Genomic DNA, 20476 nt, shown 5'->3' with positions numbered 1-20476 from the left:
AAGGACTCATTGGAGAAGTTGATTAGTGAGGTGAAGAGCCTTTAGTCTTTTAATTGTTGAATTAAAAAGTGAGCGTTATACACCACATATTAGCTGGCTAACGCTCACTTTTTGTAATTTACTGGAAATATATCGCTCACTTTTATGAGCGTTAGCATACGTTGTAGCCAATTAGAGAATGATTCAGAGAATAGTGCCAATAATCACTTCAGTAGGAAAGATTTGGGGACGAGATGCAATCTATCTTGACAATGTAAATGTCGTAAACGAGTCCACTTTTGAACTAAGCGGTGAGTTTAACGGAACTCTTTGTAGCAACTTAGACAACAACACCAATAAAGGATACCGAATCACTTTCAATTCAGTCCATTTGTTTAAAATGATTGAACTCGACTATGATGAAATTGACTACGAATCCTCTTTTGACTTAATCGTAAATTCAGAGCAAGTTGCCAAGATGATTAAGGAAGACAAAGAAATGCATATTGGGAAAATTGACAACTCTTACAAACACTTTGTATTTCGTACGTATGATACGGTTTTCGAGGTTATTGGAAAGGACTATGAACTTGAACTAAAATAAATTACTGGCTACAACATGACCTATACTCAATGCTTCAATTGGCAGTAACTTAGAACACAGCACTTACCCAACGCCAAACTCACGTTTGCCGTTTTATTTGAATAAATTAAAAACACAAAAGGTGTTTGGCTCACCTCAGTGCTAAGTTTGAAGATTAGCTTCTCAATCCCACACTGCGTATAGCCAGACCGTTAACAAATGATCAACTACAACGACAAACGATTTAGAGCCATTGAGAACTCACCGAATGGAGAGGTTTCTGGAGATTTGGTCTTTCATTACAAACAGGAAGGGAATCAACTCGTTTGTCAGTACTTTGGTGGTAAAATTCTGGAAGGCTGGTTGGAAGGTACTGTTGATGAGAATGGTGTGATTGAGATGAACTACACTCAGGTGAACACCAAACTAGAGCAAAAGACAGGTAAGTGTACTTCCACTCCTGAAATTCTTCCTAACGGGAAGATCAGACTACATGAAAACTGGCAGTGGACATCGGGAGACCTGACGAAAGGCTCCTCAATTTTAGAAGAAATATAATGGACGGAACAAGAAGAGCAGATATCAAACCGGGTACAGAAGTAAACATTGTGCTCAAACAAGACCAGAGAACTGGTAAACTTACCCATGGCTTTGTAAAGGATTTACTTACGAAGTCTCCCTCCCATCCGCATGGCATCAAAGTACGGCTTGAAGACGGCCAGGTGGGGAGAGTCAAAGAAGTATTGAATGATGAATGATGAATGATGAATGTTTAGTTTTATTGAGTGCAAAGTTTGAATGTTAATTAACAGGTAGGTCTTAAGCCAAACTCAAAAGTCTCATTACGCATCACGCATTACTCAAGACACAATACTTTCTAAATGCTCGAAATCCTCTACCAAGACGCTGATCTCATCGCCATCAACAAACCCCACGGCCTGCTTGTACATCGCTCCCCTATTGCTACCAATACCGATACTTATGCTGTGCAAGAGCTGAGGAATCAGATAAACCAACACGTTTACCTGGTTCATAGATTAGACAGAAAAACTTCAGGTGTTTTGCTGTTTGCTTTAAATAAGGAAGTGATTACAAACCTTATGAAGCAATTCGAAGATCACACGGTGTCTAAAACCTACTGGTCGATTTTACGAGGGTACTCAGATGATGAAGACACAATAGACTATGCCCTAACTAACGATAAGGGGAAAACACAGGAGGCTATCACTCACTATAAAACCTTAGATAGAACTGAAATACCTGTGCCCTTCGGAAAGCATGCTACCTCTAGGTATTCGTTAGTGGAAGCCAAGCCAGAAACCGGCAGAATGCATCAGCTGAGAAAGCACTTCGCCCATATCCTTCATCCTATTATTGGTGACAGACCGCATGGCTGTAACAAGCAAAATAAGCTCTTTCTGGAAAAGTGGAATATGGGCACCATGCTATTGCATGCTCAGCAACTTGAATTCAATCATCCTATCAATAATGAAAGGATTAGTGTAAATGCTGAACCTAGCGATGAATTCAAACGGATGCTAGCAACACTTAAGCTTTCTCCTTATAAGGAATCCGCTTAAGAATATGCTTGATTACGGCTACCCTGGCCGTTGTCTTTCTATTCGCCCTAAGTATAATCCATGGATTCTTCTCTGTGTTAGTGTGGGCAAACATGCGCTCTTTGTACTCTGTATAAGTATCCCAAAGCTCTTGCGCCACCTCATCTACCGGAGACATTTTCCATCGCTTTAATGGATTAGAGGCAATATCTTCAAACCTAGCCGCCTGTTCCTTCTTAGTAATTGAGAAATAGAATTTCATTAGAATGACACCATCGTTGGTTATCATTTCTTCGAAGTGATTTACTTCGCTCATAAAACGCTCATACTCCTCTTGGCTACAGAAGCCATTTACAGGCTCTACAACGCCACGGTTATACCAGCTACGGTCGAATAACACAACCTCTCCAGGGTTAGGAAGCTTATTGATGTAGCGTTGAAAATACCATTGACCTCTTTCTTGCTCAGTAGGCTTAGGTAAAGCAACTACCCTATAATTTCTAGGATTTAAATGGTGAGTAACCCTACGAATAGCTCCACCCTTTCCTGCAGCATCGCGTCCTTCAAACAAGAGACAAACTCTTTTATTATTCTTGATAACCCACTGTTGCATTTTGATTAACTCAACCTGCAAATCTTCCAAAGTTTTCTCATATCGAACGTAACGCAGAACTTTCTCTGGATTGATATTGTCTTCTTGAGCCAACAATAACTTGATGGCCTTATTTGTATTCAAGAGCTTAAGCTCCTTATCTGAAAAGAAAAACTTCTTATCCATTATACCAAGTGATAGATTGAACGGTGAAACCTCATGACAACATTAGGGTCTGGCAAAACTGTGGTATTCGCATTTTCCTTACCGTCATATTCAAACTTGGATAATACGTGCCTAATACTTTCCAAACGAGCGATTTTCTTCTTATTGGTTTTAATAATTGTCCAAGGACTAAAAGTGGTATGCGTATGGGCGAACATTTGTTCTTTATAGTAGGTATACCTTTCCCACATTTCTTGCCCTTTCTCGTCTACCGGACTTAACTTCCACTGCTTTAGTGGGTTACTTCTTCTATCGTCAAACCTCCTGCTTTGCTCCTCTTTATTGATTGAGAACCAAAGCTTTATAACATGAACACCATCTTCAAAAAGCATGTGTTCAAACTCAGGCACTTGGCGCATAAACTGCTGATATTGCTCTTCACTACAGAAGCCCATCACTGGCTCAACTACGGCCCTATTGTACCAGCTTCTATCGAAGAAAACAATCTCACCAGCATTTGGCAGCTCCTTAATATAACGCCTGAAATACCACTGCTTTTTCTCTAAATCTGTAGGTTTGTTCAATGCCACTACGCGTAAAGAACGTGGATTCATGTGTTCGATAAACCGCTTAATAGAGCCCCCTTTTCCAGCTGCATCTCTGCCTTCAAATATTATAGCTACCCGTTGTTGCGTATCTGCAATCCAACGCTGCCATTTTACCAACTCAATCTGTAATTGTTCTAGCTGGCGTTCATATTCTATATTGAAAAGTGCTTTACTGTAGTCTCTCCCTCGCTCTTGAAAAACAGCCTCAAGATCTGCTCGGCTCTTAATCTTGCTAAAGTCTGCATTTGTAAGCCTCTTGTCTGAATCGAGGGTATTTTTTATGGAATCGTCTGTGATTAAAAACTCACTCATACTTGTCTGTTCAGGGGCAACTAAGATAGAAAATAATGATAAAGAAAAGCCCTATTCTAAGATTATAGAATGGTAATGGATTTTCATTTACTCATTGCTTATTTCACATGTGCCCTAAACGTAAGTACTAATGTAGGGTTGGCCGGATCATTACTAAAAATTGCCAGTGTTTTGCGTTCCAAACCAAGTCTATTATTTGCGTTAAAAGTAACAGTGAGCATGGTGTTGTTACCCGATGACAATACTTTTTCTTGCAGCTCATAGGTGAGACAATCGCAGTTAGATTCTAAGCGCTCAATCTGAAGCTCTCCTTTACCCAAATTGGCCAATACCACCTGAACAGATTCTACCTCTCCCACTTTCATCACCCTAAAATCATGATTAATAATACTAGTGGTAATAGTTGGACTCCCCGATACTACTTCACTCTGGTTAAGCTGTTTTGGTGGTAACAGAGTGAATTGAATAGGTAAGTGAGCGAACACTTTATCATCGTTTTTTAATCCAATACTCATCTTTTGAAAACCAGATGGTGCACTCTCAGATGGCAGCATTGAAATTGTCATTCGGCCAAATTGATTATGCTTAATGGTTTTGGGTTCAAATTTCACCCAAACGCTATCGCTAACCTTTACCTCAGACAGGTCTAAATCTGCACCGCCAAGATTGTAAACATCGAAGGTACTACTAAGCGTGTCTTGCTTATAGCCCGCCTTGAGGTTGAAAATTCTTTCTTTGGTTCGAAAAGGCCACTGAGTGTTTCGGTATGCTTTAAAAACATCTACTTCAGGAGCTAGTATTTGCAGTCCGAATTGAAAACCATACAACAATACATCTTCCCTTCCTACAAGTTGAAGCTCATATTCGAAATAGCCTGGTGATTGTGAAAGTTCTATGGAATAGCGGATTTTAGCTTTAGCACCAGCTTTAATAGTTATACTCTTCCTTTCGGTTTTCAGGGCGTCATTCTTACTGACCAGCTTAACCTGAACACTCCTATCAGACCTATTGAACCACTCTACTTCTTTGCTAATCTCCTTAAATTCACCTTCTGCAACTCCAAGATCTACAAACTCCAATTCTTGAGCATTCACTCCAAGAGCAAAAAGCAATGAAAACAATACAATACAGCTTCTAATCATCAATTCCCTTCTTTATTCCTCGTTTGGTCAAAATTAAACGAACTAAGTTTGATTTGAGCCTGTCAGTTTTATTTAATTTGCCCAAAATTTTATCAATGGCAAGAATTCTTACTGGTATACAAAGTTCTGGAAAACCGCATTTGGGAAACATTCTCGGTGCCATTAAACCAGCTGTAGAACTATCGAAAGACGATAAGAACGAGTCTTTCTTTTTCATCGCAGACCTGCATTCCTTAACCACCATCAAAGACCCACAAACAAGAATAGAAAACACCAATGCAGTAGCCGCTGCTTGGCTTGCCTTTGGTTTCGATACTCAGAAAAACACTTTCTACCGACAATCTCGTATTCCTCAGGTTTGTGAATTGGCTTGGTATCTGAACTGCTATACGCCTTTTCCCATGTTGGCCAATGCGCATAGCTTTAAAGACAAGTCCAATAGACTAGCCGATGTAAATGCAGGCTTGTTTACCTACCCTGTTTTAATGGCCTGCGACATTTTGCTTTATGACGCAAATGTGGTACCTGTTGGTAAAGACCAAAAACAGCACTTAGAAATGACGCGCGACATTGCCAACACCATCAACCACCAATATGGCGATGTGTTTGTAATGCCTGAGGCGAGAATCGATGAAAATGTAATGACCATTCCGGGCATAGATGGCCAAAAGATGAGTAAGTCTTACGGCAATACTATTGACATTTTTCAGGCAGACAAGCCTCTTAGAAAGAACATCATGAAGATTGTCAGTGACAGTACTCCGCTTGAAGAACCTAAAAACCCAGATACAGATAACACCTTCGCTTTATATTCTTTGCTTGCCTCTGAAGAGCAAACTGAAGAAATGCGCAAGAATTATTTGGGTGGAAACTATGGCTATGGTCATGCCAAGCAGGCACTTTATGAATTGATTGTAGAGAAATTCGCTAAAGAACGCGCGCTCTTCAACGATTATATGAACAACCTAGACGAGCTAGAAAAAGAACTATCTATTGGTGAAGAAAAAGCACGTGATGTTGCCAAAGATGTTTTAGAGCGAGTGAAAAAGGCGATAGGTTTTGCCTAATTTATGCACCATTTGCACGGTTTCTCCGTTATATTAGGGTTAAATGCCAAACCTATGAAGCAGCTATTCGCCCTTATCCTTTTATCGGCTTTTGTTTTCGCATGTAGCTCAGATGCTGAAGATGCAGAGTTTACTGGAAACGAAGTTGAAATGGAGATGATTCCCGGTGCCGTAAATGGTAATCAAACCAATGGAACACTCCTTATAAAAGAAAGAAAAGGTGGGGCAGCTCAAGTGGAAATAACATTAAACGGAGTGATTAACAATGCTAATCACCCCGTTCACTTACATTTCGGAAGTCTTGCTGATGATGGTAACATTGCCACTTTACTTAACCCGATAGAAGAAAGAGACGGTGTTGGCAAGAGCTCTACAATCTTGAATGAGCTAGAGAACGGATCTACCATAAGTTATTCAGATCTCCTTACTTTCGATGGAAGTATTAAAATTCACTTCGAAGCTTCAGGACCAATGAAAGATGAGATATTGGGTTCTACTAACATTGGTCTAAATGCCGACCAAAACTCGGCTTACCTTTCTGGCGAAAAATCTATAACAATCTGCAATTCAGATTATTAATTAACAACTAATCGTTGACTGTCTACTCGGCCGTCTGAGTAAACAACCCTTACCAAGTAAGCACCCAGAGATAATTTAGACGTATCGATAATATACTCCTTATCACTCCCCACTTGTTCAATCAGTTGTTCACCAGTTATACTTAGTAGTTGCCACTTTACGACCTCGCTATTGGTCTGAGTGCGTTCAAAACTTAGAGTTAGCTCTCCACCACTATTCACAGGATTAGGGAACAACCTAAAATTGTAATTTACTGCTCCATCATAAACTGCAGAAATGACCTCTGAATACTCAAAGGCGCCACTAAAATCTACCTGTTTCAACCTGTAATAAGCTCTTCCGGTGAGTGGAAATTCATCGATAAAAGAATAACTAATTAGCTCTGAACTATTGCCTTTACCTTCCAATTCACCGATAGACTGAAACGATATTCCATTTGCAGAGCGCTCTATGGTAAAATGACTATTATTTTCTTCCGAAGTGGTTTCCCAATTCAGAACAACCTCTTGAAGTCTGGTAATTGCCGTAAAGCTCAGGAGCTCTACTGGCAATCTTTCAAGGGTATTATCCATAGCATACAAAACTCCTAAAGCAGTAGAGCTTACATTAGAAACTGTCACCAAATTGGATGTTGCATTTACAGCCTCCTCTACTGACCAATCCAAAAAGCCCTCTCCTATTGGCGTTCTATACACGCTACCTACTAGCTCAGCTTCATTAGCAGTAGCCCCAGCTACATCAGCATCTACATAAGTATAAGATGCACTGAAGGTTACATCAGAAATATCGGTTGGTGTGAGTGTCCAAAATCTTGACAAAAACGAAGTAGCCGCAGTACCATCATCATCTCCACCAGCGCCAGTATTATCTACATCCCGGTTACTATTGGCCGCATCGGTAATGTCAAACTCTATACTTGGACTAGCTCCTAAAGTGGCGGAATGCAATGTGAGCGAATTTATAGGAGAAAAATCATCAACATCTCCAATAGGAAAAGACAGTGTAGCTCCTACAGCCGAATACTCTTGGTTTAGTAAACCCGCGCCATTCAACTTGATGTAACTGGTGCTATTTCCTCCAGATACTGTAGCTCCATCAGCTAAAGTCAAATCGAAGGCATTCAACTGAACATCTCCAGCCGTGAGGGTAAGCGTACCAGAAACAGTAATATTATCGTCCAATATTACATCGAATCCATCTGCCTTGTTGATGGTTACATTAACATATTCATTATTTGCGTCTGCGGTTGCTCTCAAGCTCTGATTGGCATCTGGTCGACTAAATATTACAGTATTACCAGCTGCCGAGGCGGTAAAATTGGTAACCGAAAAGTTCGCCAAAGTGCCTGAATAATCTAAAGTGGCATTTGCGCCATTGATAAAAGACCCTGCACCTGAAGTAGTTTGAATGCCTGTTCCTACCTGAATTCCACCTGCACTTGTGTTTTCGTTAGTGTAGCTAGCTCCATCATTCAGAAAAATGTTCGCCATATTACTAATGGTGCTTGAGCCACCTAGAGTACCAGATCCACTAGTAAGGGTATAGTCACAACCTGATGTATTGAGGCAAGCTGTGAAAGTTCCATTATTGGTGATGTTGCCAGTAATAGTTGGGTCATAAACCGATGTAGAGAGCCAAGATCCATTGGCTTCTACCAAAATATTATTGAAAGTTGGGGTGGCTGTACCGTCTGGATTTACACTTCCATTGGTAACAGTAATAGTACCCATACTTGTTAAATCTGCTACACCAGTAAAAACATCGGCTCCATTGGTGATGGTCATATTAGTAAACGTAATGGTGCCATTATTTAAGTCTACAGCGGTAGCATTGGTACTAGAAACATCAAAATCACCTGTGATACTAATTCCTTCCCCTACACTAGTAGTATTCATAAAGAAACTTCCATCACCCTCTATGCTCAAATTACCAAGTACAGTTAAGGTATTAGCTGAATTTATAATTCGAGCATCACCACTGGTTACTGTCAGATTGTTATTAATGGTTGAGCTTACACCATTGTTCAGATTGATAAGCGTTCCATCTTCTAAATTCACTTCTACATTGTAAAAAGTAGATGAAAACAACTGCTCTGTGGTACTTCCTTCATAAACGAGTGTATTACCTACAGCATCAAAATCTAATACCAAATCTGCTTCATCTATTGTACCGGAGGTATTAACAGTTAAGGTTCCTTCATTTACAAATGTGTTTACCCCAACTCCATTTCCGAGTAAATCAATGGTGGAGATCAACCCTTGATTAGTCAAGGTAGCACCGTTATAAACCAAAACTCTAGGCATATTCACTGTAGTTGTTCCATCCACCACAAAACTACCAGCAACATTGTAGGTGTAGTTGCATGAATCATCACCACAGCCGTTAAAAGTACCATTATTAGTAATGGTGCCTCTTATGATAATTTGTATCGCATCATTATTCTGGAATGTGCCATTACTATTTATGTCGATATCGGTAAACAAATGATTTGCCACTACTGTAGGCGCTGTGCTATCATCAATCAAAAAAGTAGCACCATCTGCAACAGTCAATTCACCATTATTGGTTAGTCTAGCACCATCTAAAGTGAAGGTTCCTCCATTAACACTGATGTTTCCCAACACTGTGGTGCCATTATTCACTATAACCAACCTATGATTTGTACTTGTGCCTGTAACTTCAGAGGCTCCACTAGACGATAATGTACCCCTTACATTAAGTTGTGCTGCTGCACCAGAAAACTCTACAATACCTGTGGCAAGTTCAAGAGTAGAAGTAGCCTCAGTACTGCTTACGGTAATTGCATGCCCGTTGATAATTACGTTATCATTACCGTCTGGGTAATTATTGCCATCACTATCTGTACCTACTAATGTCCAACTACCAGGGTCCGTCCAAGATCCGGAATTGGCACTAGTAAAAGTACCTTGAGCACAAACAAAATGACAAGTGAGTATAAAACAACCAACTAAAAGTATCCGCATTGACAATCTAACTTTGGGTAGATAGAACTAAGTCTTCTGAACTTTATAGCAGTCGTGTTGAGTGTTACAAATGTAGAATAATTTAATTCGAATGAAAAAAAACGTTATTCATATCCATATTAAGCAATTATAAAAAGAAGATTCACGGCCCAATACAAGACTTTAACCAACTGAATATGAGACAGATAAAACAATACCTTTGGCAAGAGATTGGGATTAAAGAATGTCAACCCTTCCCAGATTTGAGATACAACCTAGCGTTACCTTTGATAAACTGGTATGTGAAAAACTTAATTGATTAAAAGCTTTTTAGAAAGTCGCTCACCATTGAAAAGAGCATGAACCAAGTACAAACCGGGTTTGAAACTAGACAAATCGAGTTCTAAATCAGTGTTTGACTCTAGACTTCTATTTATAAGCTCTTCACCATTGAGGCTGAGGACTTTTAGTATAAATGGCTGACCTATTGCATCAGCATTTAAACCAATGCTTACTATTCGATTGGTATGAACAGGATTGGGGAATATTGATAAATGCAAAGCACTTTCAAGACCTTCAAAGGTTACGGATATAACTTCAGAGTACTCAAAAGTGCCATTAAAATCTACTTGCCTAAGTCTATAATATAACCTCCCACTTAAAGGGAATCGGTCGATAAATCTGTAGTTCTGAATACTAGAGCTATTACCAACGCCTGTCACCTCCCCTATCTTTTCAAAAGAAATACCATCTAAAGACCTCTCTACCTCAAAGTAATTATTGTTCTCTTCTGAGGCGGTAACCCAATTAAGTACCACAGATTTTTTGGAAGGTTTGCCAGCAAAACTGATGAGGTGAACAGGAAGCCTTTCTAAGGTATTATCCATAGCATAAAGGTCTCCGAAACCATCGCCACTATCCATACTCACTGTATTATTGGTAGCATTTACTGAGCCAACAGCCAACCAATCTAGGGTTCCTCCTACACTCCTATATAGAGCAGGTACTAAGTTGCTTTCGGTAGTTTGAGAGAAGTCAGAAGCATCATAAGTGTATTCTGCTGTAAATACGGGCGATGATATATCATTGCCTGCAACGGTCCAATATACATCCAGATAGTCGGTAGATACCGTTCCATCATCATCTCCAGCTGGTGAATCACCACGATTATCCCTATCTCGTTGAGGATGAGCTGAATCGGTTATTGAAAAATCAACTGACGGGCTAGCACCAAAAGTTGCTTCATTAAGTGTCAATGTAATTGGAGAGAAATTATTGCCCCCTATTGGAACATAGAGTGGAATACCAGTTGCTGAAACCTCACGCCTTACTACACCCGCTCCAGTATCTTGAATAAAGCTTGCTAAACTTGCATCAGTTGGCGAAGCTGCTTCTGTAAGTATCAAATTATGAGCCCCAAGAACCAAATTACCATGACTCAGTGTCAGGTTATTTGACACAGTTGTTTGCCCTCCTAGACTAACCTCATTGGCCGATTTATTGATGGTTAAATTCCTGTAAGTAGTAGCTATTGCCGTTACACTGCCTGCTTCGGTATAGGCTACAGTGTTCATAAATGTCGAAAAATCTGGTGTGGCAATGGTAAAAGGCCCATCACCGTTAAATTCTAATGTGCCGCTTATTGCTGCACTACCATTTCTAAGCGTACCAGTTCCCGATAACTGATTAGTTATTTCGAGTACAGCGGTGTTGCTAACTGTTCCATTAACAATGAGTATAGGAATGGATATCTCATTAGCTCCACTTATAATTCTAGTTCCGCTTATGGTATAGCTACAATCTGTAGTATTGCCACAGCCATTCCAAGTGCCATTATTAGTGATATTTCTCGTAGTAAAAGACTCAGTGCTTGTGTTATTCCATGTGCCTCCTGCATTAACAATCACGTTTCTAAACTCTTTGGTGCCTGTACTACTCGTAAAGGTGATTATTCCTGAAATTGAGGTATTTCCTGTAACATTTAGAGATGCAGCCCCTATGGTAAGACTGGCTGAGCCAAGCGAAATACCGGTAGAAGAAATGCTTCCTCCGTTAATTGAGACGGTACCTGAGGGTATGGAAAAATTGCCAAAAGAACTCAAGCTACCGGAACCAGATATAGAGCTAGTTCCTGACATTTCTAAATTAGAAACAATGAGTGTATTGTTTAATATAATGGATGCCGAGCCTTCAATTGATACTGCGCCTGCTTGGGCCAAGGCATTAATAGATATTACATGATTTGAGGTTATTGTTACTTCATCTCCAAAGGCAGGGTAGTCATCAGTAATTCCAGTGGTGCCCCAAGTATCGGTATCGTCCCAGTCACCAGTTTGGACGCTTGTAAAGGTTTGAGCAAAGACAGAAAACCCACTTGCAAGGACAAAAAAAATCATGCAAGTGCACCTATTAAAAGTAGTTGAGGACATGAGGTGAAAATGAATTTTCAACCAAAATAGGCCGAGTTCATTTACTTATGCAAGACATCATAAAACTAATTGAATAACAGATAGTTACAATCAAAAACACTTACATCAAATATGACGCTTTTTGCATGCAAAAACTGTCCGACTCAATACAGAAAATTGACAGAAAAAAAATTCAAGAAATTCGAAAAATCAGATCGCCAAGCCAGGGTCTATCTGACTATTAATTTTTGAGTAACACCAAAGCCTGAGTTACTTGTTGCTCTTACAATATAGATACCAGAAGTAAGGTTATTTACCTGCAATTCTTGCGACTCAGCAAATGAATGGCTACTCTGCCAAACTACTTCCCCGCCTCTACCTACAATCTGTATTGTGCAGTTGGCATCCTTAGGCATACCTTCTAATTTCAAGTTGACACTTTCACCAGAAAGAACAGGGTTAGGATATACACTAAAAGAAGGCTCGTTAAATGACTTATGAGAAATAGCCACCAATTGTGAATAGTCAAATTGTCCTCCGTAGTCTATTTGCTTCAATCTATAATAAGACCTTCCGTTAAGCGGGTTTAAATCTTCGAACAAATACGTCTGGAGGTTATTAGAATTACCAGCGCCCTTTACAGTTCCAATTTCAACAAAGTTGACACCATCTGAAGACCTTTCTACTGAAAAGTAGTTGTTGTTTTCCTCATTGGCCGTTGACCAATTAAGAATTACGGTAGAGGGCGAATCTTTTACTGTAAAGCTGATAAGGTCTACTGGCAATCGATCTAGCCTGTTATCCATGGCATATAAATCTCCCCAGTAGTTACCATTGGTTATAGTTGCTGTATTGTTTACTGCATTAACCGAACCTGCATCTTTCCAATCGAAAAAGGTTTCTCCTGGAGGCTGACCATAAAGTACGGCAATCATATTAGCCTCTGTACCTGTAATATCACCATCTATATACTGATAACTGACATTGAAAGATGGGTTGGTCATGTCATTGCCCGTGAGTGTCCAATACCTAGAGATATAGTCTGTTGCTGTTACTCCATCATCATTTCCTCCCGCACCAATATTGCCTGTACTCCTATTCGGGTGGTTAGCATCAGTAATATCTAACTCAACATATGGGTTGGCACCTAAAGTAGCCGAATTCACTGTAAACGATGTGATTGGGGAGTAATCGTTACTATCTCCAATAGGAAAGCTTAAAGTACTACCCACAGAAGAAAAGTACTGCCTTACTACACCGCTTCCATTAATTCTGATGTAGTTAGAATCGTCTCCACCAGTAATAGTTGCACCAGCGGCCATTTCTAAATCGAAAGAGCCCAATTGAACAAAACCCTCCACTATATTCAGAGTACCATTAACCCTAACATCGGCTGCCAAGTTTATACTCTGATAATCTCCGGTGTTAGTTTCAATGGTAACATTGTAATAATCATTATTGGCCGAACTAGTAGTTCTCCATTGCTGATTGTAAGTCAAAGCAGCATACACCACCGTATTACCCACAGCAGATGCATCAAAGTTTGAAACTGTAAAATTAGTACCGCTGCTGTTATTGCCAGAATACACAAAAGTTGCCCCTGCACCATTGGTAAATGTTCCTGAACCAGTAAAAGTATTTGCTACACTCAGCGTGGTTTCATTGGTATAACTCGCTGGACTATTGATTACTAAATCCCTAATGTTAAGATCACCGCTACCACTTAGGATACCGCTCGCACTGGTAAGTGTATAAACACTAGTACCATAGCCCGGGTCAGCCGTAAAAACTCCATTGTTAGTAATGTTTCCACTGATGGTCACGTTGTTTGGCTGGGTTACATTCCAGTTACCTGTGGCATTTACCAAAACACTACCTATTAGTTTAGAACCACCGGTATTATTGAAAGTCATTGTCCCGTCTAGCTCAACCTGACCAGAAGCGGTTAAATTAATTCCATTAATAAATATTTCATTACCGGAAGCAACATAGAGGTTATTCGTAATAAAGTCTCCTCCCTGCAGGTTTGGTGTTCCTCCATTGAAATTAAAATCGCCCGAAATATCTATGGTAGAACTTCCTCCACTGAAGAGAATATCGCCTCCAGTCATTTCTAAGTTTCCAGTTACGTTTACTGTTCCACTGTTATGATCGTACTCTCCGCCAGAGATATTGAGATTGCCTCCAATATTAGTTACACCTGAGGCATTGTCTGGAGTGAACTCACCATCTTCCAAATTAAGGTTATTGCCAATGTTTACGGTGACAGCACCTACCTGAAATATACCATCTTGAATGGTTAAATCATTTAGAATAGAGGGCGAACCACTAAAACCAAGAGTACCGCTAGACTTGTTTAAAACAAGGTTATAATATGAGCCAGTAAAGCCTGTAGGAGATCCATAACCAGTGTAGATAATAGTGTTTCCTGTAGCGGCAGCATTAAATGTAGAAACCGTAAATGGTCCTCCATTAGTCAGGGTAAGCTCTGCACCATTTCCATTAGTAAAAGAACCTGTACCAGACATATTATCTCTAATGGTAAGCACCGAATTGTTGGTATAATTGGCTGGAGAATTGAAATTAGCTTCAAAAATGTTTATCTCATTCGACCCAGAGATTACTCCAGAAGAGCTATTAAAGTTAAATATCTGGTTGTATGAATTAGCAGTGAACGTACCATCATTATTGAGGTCGCCATTAAAATTATAGGTGTTTCCTCCCGACAGACTTAAGACACCTGTTCCCGTAATATCTACATCACCAAAATTGAGTGTTCTTGAATTTCCACTTATAGAGAGCTGTCCCTCTAAGGTAGCACTTCCATTTACTGAAAAGGTAATTGATGGTATACTGAGTTGTGTACCACCGAGCACGGTTAAACCTCCTTGAACTGTAATTACCTGATTGGCACTGTAACCTGATATACTAGAGTTTGCATAAACATAGACATCATTAAGAATTGTCAACGTTCTAGTACCACCACTAAAGCTAAAACCACCACCATTGAAGATTACGTTACTAACAGAGTAGTTTGAGTTTATACTGATGGTATGACCAGATTGCAGTACTATGTTGTCATTAGAGTCGGGAATACCGTCAGCATCAGAGCCGCTTAATGGTGTCCATCGGGAAGATGAATTCCAGCTACCACCACTAGCCGATTGGAAGGTAGCCTGACCATAAACGTTAGAAAAAGTAACTGCAAGCAGTAAAAATCCTAAAAAATAGAATCTCATAGTCTAGGTGAACATTTGGTTGAGTAAGGCCTACATACGAACCGCACTATCCGCTCAGATCGAACTCAGGCCAAATTTTATTCTTTTTTTTAATTACAAAAAAATGTATCTGAATAACGGTATAATAGCTACGGAGATGGAACATTTAACCCTACCTTTTTCTTTAGATATTTATTATAAATTTGAATACTTAAGTCACTCTGAATAAGAGGATTACAAACTATTATTTGGCATAATCAATTATGAATACAAATCCATTACTTAATAGCAGCACCACACACAATAATCCACCTGCATTTAGCAAGATTACCAACGATCATTTTAAGCCAGCTTTTGAAAAACTGATTGAAGAGGCTAAAAAAGAAATAGATGAAATAGTTAACCAGGCCGACTCCCCTAGCTTTGACAATACCGTTGTTCAGCTAGAAGCTTCTGGAAAACAGCTCGACCGAGTTTCGGCTATTTTCTTCAATCTTAATAGCGCAGAAACCAATGATGAAATGCAGGCTATAGCACGCGAGGTTTCTCCCATGCTCACAGAATTTTCCAATGATATTCTCCTTAACCAAGAACTCTTTGCACGAGTAAAGCAGGTTTATGATACTGTTGATCAAGATTCACTTTCTGCAGAAGACCTTACCCTACTTGATAAGACATATAAGGGTTTTGTTCGAAACGGAGCATTGCTAGACGACTCTAAGAAAGAACAACTGAGAAAAATAGATGTAGAATTAGCTCAGCTATCTTTAGAGTTTGGGGAACACGTTTTGGCCGAAACCAACAAGTATGAACTAGTTTTGGAGTCTGAAGACGATTTAGAAGGGCTACCAGCTTACGCCAGAGAGCAAGCTGCAGACACTGCCCACAACAAAGGCTATAACGATGCTTGGGTAATTACACTAGACTACCCTAGCTATGTTCCCTTTATGACTTACTCTGCCAAAAGAGAGCTTCGCGAAAAACTCGCTAAAGCATTTGCATCTAAAGCATTTAAAGGTGACGAATTAGACAATAGAGAAATTGTCAAAAAAATTGTCTCTCTTAGAAATGAAAGAGCACAACTACTGGGCTATAAAACTCATGCTCACTTTATCTTGGAAGAAAGAATGGCCGAATCTCCTGAAAAAGTAATGGACTTTTTGGAGGAAATTGAAAAGTATGGTAAGCCAGGCGCCAAAAGAGATGTTGAAGAAGTAGCTGCTTTTGCTAAAAAAGTAGATGGTTTAGAGCAGTTCGAAAAATGGGATTTTGCTTACTACTCGGAAAAACTAAAGAAAGAGAAGTACAATGTAGACGATGAGCTGTTGAAGCCATATTTTCAGCTAGAGAAGGTAGTAGACGGTGTATTTCAGGCAGCAAACAAACTCTTTGGTATCAACTTTACTGAAAATAAAGAAATAGACAGATATCATAAAGATGTAACCGTATATGAGGTTAAAAATGAGGCTGGAGAAGATGTTGCTACTTTCTATGCCGATTTCTTTCCAAGAGCTGGAAAACGTGCTGGAGCTTGGATGACATCTTATGCCGGGCAGTTTAAAGATGCCGATAGCAACAATCATAGGCCACTGGTTTCAATTGTTTGCAACTTTACCAAGCCTGGTAAAACCACCCCTTCTCTCCTAACTTTTAATGAGGTAACAACACTCTTCCATGAGTTCGGTCACGCTTTGCATGGAATGCTGGCTAATGGAAAATATGAGAGCCTTTCCGGTACCAGCGTATATTGGGACTTTGTTGAGCTTCCTTCTCAGGTATTAGAGAATTGGTGTTATGAAAAAGAGTGTTTAGACCTATTTGCAAGACACTACGAAACAGGAGAAACCATTCCTGAAAACTACATAGAACGTATTAAAGAAAGCGCCAACTTTATGGAAGGCTACCAAACCATGAGACAACTGAGCTTTGGTATGCTAGATATGGCATGGCACGGAACAGAAAATCTGGCTGTAGAAGATGTAGCCCAGTTTGAACAAGATATAATGAGTAAGACAGATGTTTTAGCTCCAATTGAAGGCACTAACATGAGTTGTTCTTTCTCACATATTTTTCAAGGTGGTTACTCTGCTGGTTATTATAGCTACAAATGGGCAGAAGTGCTAGATGCCGATGCTTTTGAGTATTTTAAAGAGCACGGTATTTTTAATAGAGAGATAGCCGATAAGTTTAAGCAGCACGTACTTTCTGCCGGAGGTTCTGAACACCCAATGACTCTTTATAAGCGATTTAGAGGCCAAGAACCAGACGTTAAAGCATTATTGAGAAGAGCTGGTTTACTAGAGGAGTAATTGAATAAAATCCCAAAACATATTCTGCCAGTAATTGTGTTCGCGCAATTTGCTGGCACTTCGCTCTGGTTTGCTGGAAATGCCATTTTACCGCAAATTCAGCAGACTTGGGCATTACCCAAAGACAGCATTGCACAGGTAACCTCTAGCGTAATGTTAGGCTTTATTGGTGGTACGCTAATATTTGCACTTACCTCTTTAGCCGATAGGTTTAATGCATCGAAAGTCTTCTTTCTCTCTGCCGTTTTAGGAGCTTTATTCAACTCTGCCGTATTGTTTACTGGCGAATCATTCGGAGCACTTTTACTATTCCGTTTTCTCACTGGTATCTGCATTGCCGGAATATACCCAGTTGGTATGAAAATAGCCTCAGACTGGTTCGATGGTAGGCTTGGCAAAGCCTTGGGTTACTTAGTTGGTGCCTTGGTAATCGGTTCAGCCTTTCCCCACCTGCTCAATCATTTTGGCGCAGGCTATGATTGGCGCCCCGTGCTGGTTGGCACTTCAGTATTGGGTATTTCCGGTGGCTTACTCATGTATTTTTTAGTAGGTGAAGGCCCGGCAAGAGTAAAATCAACCTCCTTTTCTCCTAAGGAGGCTTTCAGAGTATTTCAGAAGAAAGAATTTCGCTGGGCAGCTTTTGGCTATTTCGGTCATATGTGGGAATTATACACCTTCTGGGCTTTCATTCCTTTAGTTCTAACCTACTACTCCGAAACACAATCCATTAATCTACCAATTAGCCTATGGACGTTCATTATTATGGCTTTAGGTATGATTGGCTGTGTTCTAGGGGGAATTGTTTCTATTAGAAAAGGCAGTACTAAGGTAGCTTTTGGCTTTTTATTGGCTTCTGGCATACTCTGCCTGCTCTCTCCAATGTTTTTTCAATTACCACCAAGTGTTTTTTTAGTACTTCTATGCTTTTGGGGGTTTGTTGTTATTGGAGATTCGGCTCAGTTTTCATCACTCAACGCACAAAAAGCACCAATTGAGTTAAAAGGAACTGCACTTACCATTGCAGTAAGTGTAGGTTTTTTCTTGACCATCCCAAGTATTCAGCTCCTTCAACTCCTAACCAATTACATTGGTGTAGAATGGTTGCTTTTCACTTTAGCAATTGGGCCTGCTCTAGGCCTGTTAGCTACAAAAAAGCTTATTGATAATCCCTAACAGACCTAGAAGCTGAATCTTCGTTTTCTACATTCCAGCCAATTTGCATTAGCTCATCAGCGGTCATTTCCACCACATTAACATCTAAGGGAATTGTTGTCAATGGAGCATTGAGGCTATCTTTTTCAACCTTTACTATCTCATCTATAATGTCCATTCCTTTGATCACGTGGCCATAAATCATATAGTCGTTATCTAAACGCTTGAGCCCTTTTTCGTTCTGAACAATGTAAAACTGACACGCTGCAGATAGCTTACCCGGGTTATTATCTCGGCCGGCACCAAAAGCTCCATAAACATGCTTATGCCCTGCCTCAAACTCAGGTTCCAACAAGTGAACTGAGTAAGCAAAGCCCTCTGGCGTGTCTGGGCAACCACCCTGAGCCACAAACCTATCTATAACACGGTTGAAAGAATAATCATCGTAATAACCCTCTTCTGCCAGATCAAGAAAAGCTTGCTTGTGCTTTGGAGTATCATTGTACAACCAGATAAGTATTTCTCCCTGAGGGATTCTTATTTGGCCTACTTTAAAAGTTTCTGGTGGGGTGCAACTTACCATTACGGTAACCAGCACAAGCATAAAAATTTTCTTCATAGAGAATTAGTTCAAAGGTCTGGCTTTGAATTTAAGGGTTTTAGCCAATTCAAATACCTTCTCTTTTTCCTTTTCTGTAACTAATAGTACAGAACTCCCTTTTTCACCTGCTCGGCCCGTTCTACCACTTCGGTGAGTATAGTATTCTATTTGTTGTGGCAATTGATAATGAACCACAAAATTGAGATGCTTCACGTCAATCCCTCTAGCTGCAATATCGGTGGCTACTAGCAAATCTATTTTACCACTTTTAAACATGCGCATAACCTTATCTCTATCGCGTTGCCCCATATCTCCCTCAATAACATCTACAGATAGATTCTTTGCTTTAAGCTTTTTGGTAAGCACCTGAGCTGCTTTTTTAGTCTGGCAGAAAATCATGCCACGCTGGTCTTGGTGGTAAGCTAAGAAGTGCAACAACTCGTGGGTCTTATCGCTAGACTTGCAGATGAGGTACTCGTGGGTAATGTTCTCGTTTACACCAGCACTTCTACTAACCTGAACTCTGAGCGCTTCTGGCTTCAAAAACTTCTTTATAATTTGATGGATACCATCGGGCATAGTGGCCGAAAAGAGCCAAATATTTCTGCTCTCGCCAATTTCATCCAAAATTCTGAACATATCGTCTTTGAACCCCATACTCAGCATTTCATCTGCTTCATCGAGGGCAACAAAACGAACATGAGCTAGAGAAATCACCTTTTTGTTCAGCAAATCTATCAACCTACCCGGAGTAGCTACAATAATTTGAGTAGGGCGTTCCAGCCTTTTCATCTGGTCTCCGATTGGGGCACCACCATAAACCGACTCTACAAAAACCTTATCACTATACTTGGTAAACTTAAATAGTTGCTTGGCTATTTGTTGACAAAGCTCGCGTGTAGGGGCTAAAATTAAGCCTTGTACTTTGTCTGAATTGGAATTAACCAACTGAAGCATTGGCAAGCCAAAGGCCGCAGTTTTACCAGTTCCGGTTTGTGCCTGACCTACAAAGTCATTATCGAGCTTAAGAAGCTCAGGAATAGCCCTTTCTTGAATTTCAGTTGGTTCAAAAATTCCGAGCTCACTTAGCCCTTTAATTAGGCCGTTGTTTATACCTAGTGTTGAGAATGTACTCACAGTAATTATTTAAGCGTCAAAGTTATAGCTAATTGTATTGAAAAAGAAGGCAATACTTCTTTGAGAATGTCGGTAGCAATAAGCTTAATTTTTAACTTTGAA

The 20476-nt window shown here is 40.0% G+C and carries 16 protein-coding genes; 8 read left to right on the top strand and 8 right to left on the bottom strand.

Annotation, left to right across the window (positions count from 1 at the left end):
• Positions 1 to 178: 178 nt before the first annotated feature.
• From T7867_RS14170 to T7867_RS14155, 4 genes are all read left to right on the top strand, one after another.
• Complete coding sequence (locus T7867_RS14170; protein WP_068223088.1) at positions 179 to 583, top strand: hypothetical protein; 405 nt, start codon at positions 179 to 181, stop codon at positions 581 to 583.
• 198 nt (positions 584 to 781) lie between these two features.
• A complete protein-coding gene (locus tag T7867_RS14165) occupies positions 782 to 1120 on the top strand; it encodes a n-acetylglutamate synthase (protein ID WP_068223091.1) in 339 nt (112 codons plus the stop codon).
• The gene (locus T7867_RS14160) at positions 1120 to 1320 is read left to right on the top strand and encodes a YwbE family protein (RefSeq protein WP_068223096.1); all 201 of its coding nucleotides are present in this window, start codon (positions 1120 to 1122) and stop codon (positions 1318 to 1320) included. Before T7867_RS14165 ends, T7867_RS14160 begins: the two co-directional genes overlap by 1 nt.
• A 123-nt stretch (positions 1321 to 1443) precedes the next feature.
• Positions 1444 to 2142 carry a pseudouridine synthase gene (locus T7867_RS14155; protein ID WP_068223107.1) on the top strand — a complete coding sequence of 233 codons (699 nt, stop codon included), beginning with the start codon at positions 1444 to 1446 and terminating at the stop codon, positions 2140 to 2142.
• On the opposite strand, the gene ppk2 (T7867_RS14150) is transcribed toward T7867_RS14155, so the two are convergent.
• The 3 genes from ppk2 (T7867_RS14150) to T7867_RS14140 form a co-directional block, all read right to left on the bottom strand.
• Positions 2111 to 2899, bottom strand: a complete 789-nt coding sequence (gene ppk2 / locus T7867_RS14150) for a polyphosphate kinase 2 (RefSeq protein WP_068223109.1) — start codon at positions 2897 to 2899, stop codon at positions 2111 to 2113. The genes T7867_RS14155 and ppk2 (T7867_RS14150) overlap by 32 nt on opposite strands.
• A complete protein-coding gene (gene ppk2, locus T7867_RS14145; protein ID WP_068223111.1) occupies positions 2899 to 3798 on the bottom strand; it encodes a polyphosphate kinase 2 in 900 nt (299 codons plus the stop codon). Before ppk2 (T7867_RS14145) ends, ppk2 (T7867_RS14150) begins: the two co-directional genes overlap by 1 nt.
• Before the next feature lie 98 nt (positions 3799 to 3896).
• A complete protein-coding gene (locus T7867_RS14140) occupies positions 3897 to 4940 on the bottom strand; it encodes a DUF1573 domain-containing protein (protein ID WP_068223114.1) in 1044 nt (347 codons plus the stop codon).
• Positions 4941 to 5035: 95 nt separating this feature from the next.
• Here T7867_RS14140 and trpS point away from each other — a divergent pair, with 95 nt between their 5' ends.
• The gene (trpS, locus tag T7867_RS14135) at positions 5036 to 6007 is read left to right on the top strand and encodes a tryptophan--tRNA ligase (protein ID WP_068223119.1); all 972 of its coding nucleotides are present in this window, start codon (positions 5036 to 5038) and stop codon (positions 6005 to 6007) included.
• A 54-nt stretch (positions 6008 to 6061) separates the two neighbouring features.
• Positions 6062 to 6586, top strand: a complete 525-nt coding sequence (locus T7867_RS14130) for a hypothetical protein (protein ID WP_157717679.1) — start codon at positions 6062 to 6064, stop codon at positions 6584 to 6586.
• On the opposite strand, the gene T7867_RS14125 is transcribed toward T7867_RS14130, so the two are convergent.
• From T7867_RS14125 to T7867_RS14115, 3 genes are all read right to left on the bottom strand, one after another.
• Positions 6583 to 9570: a T9SS type A sorting domain-containing protein gene (locus tag T7867_RS14125; protein WP_068223125.1), complete on the bottom strand. Its 2988-nt coding sequence runs from the start codon at positions 9568 to 9570 to the stop codon at positions 6583 to 6585. The genes T7867_RS14130 and T7867_RS14125 overlap by 4 nt on opposite strands.
• A 290-nt stretch (positions 9571 to 9860) precedes the next feature.
• Positions 9861 to 11945, bottom strand: a complete 2085-nt coding sequence (locus T7867_RS14120) for a T9SS type A sorting domain-containing protein (protein ID WP_068223128.1) — start codon at positions 11943 to 11945, stop codon at positions 9861 to 9863.
• 242 nt (positions 11946 to 12187) lie between these two features.
• Entirely contained in the window at positions 12188 to 15196 is a 3009-nt protein-coding gene (locus tag T7867_RS14115) for a T9SS type A sorting domain-containing protein (RefSeq protein ID WP_068223135.1), read from the bottom strand.
• 242 nt (positions 15197 to 15438) lie between these two features.
• Between T7867_RS14115 and T7867_RS14110 the strand changes: the two genes are divergently transcribed.
• Together T7867_RS14110 and T7867_RS14105 are read left to right on the top strand one after the other, a co-directional pair.
• Entirely contained in the window at positions 15439 to 17484 is a 2046-nt protein-coding gene (locus tag T7867_RS14110; RefSeq protein ID WP_068223138.1) for a M3 family metallopeptidase, read from the top strand.
• On the top strand, positions 17485 to 18657 hold the full coding sequence (locus T7867_RS14105; RefSeq protein ID WP_068223140.1) for an MFS transporter: 1173 nt from the start codon (positions 17485 to 17487) through the stop codon (positions 18655 to 18657). It begins immediately after the preceding gene.
• On the opposite strand, the gene T7867_RS14100 is transcribed toward T7867_RS14105, so the two are convergent.
• Positions 18641 to 19255 (bottom strand): peptidylprolyl isomerase, encoded by a 615-nt coding sequence (locus T7867_RS14100; RefSeq protein ID WP_068223146.1) that lies wholly within the window; start codon positions 19253 to 19255, stop codon positions 18641 to 18643. The two genes, T7867_RS14105 and T7867_RS14100, sit on opposite strands and share 17 nt — an antisense overlap.
• 6 nt (positions 19256 to 19261) lie before the next feature.
• Complete coding sequence (locus T7867_RS14095; protein WP_068223148.1) at positions 19262 to 20374, bottom strand: DEAD/DEAH box helicase; 1113 nt, start codon at positions 20372 to 20374, stop codon at positions 19262 to 19264.
• Positions 20375 to 20476 lie beyond the last annotated feature (102 nt).

Origin of the sequence: Roseivirga spongicola (assembly GCF_034376045.1) — a bacterium.
Lineage (GTDB): Bacteria > Bacteroidota > Bacteroidia > Cytophagales > Cyclobacteriaceae > Roseivirga > Roseivirga spongicola.
Note: the sequence above shows the minus strand (reverse complement) of the source record. Positions and strands in the feature narration are given on the sequence as shown.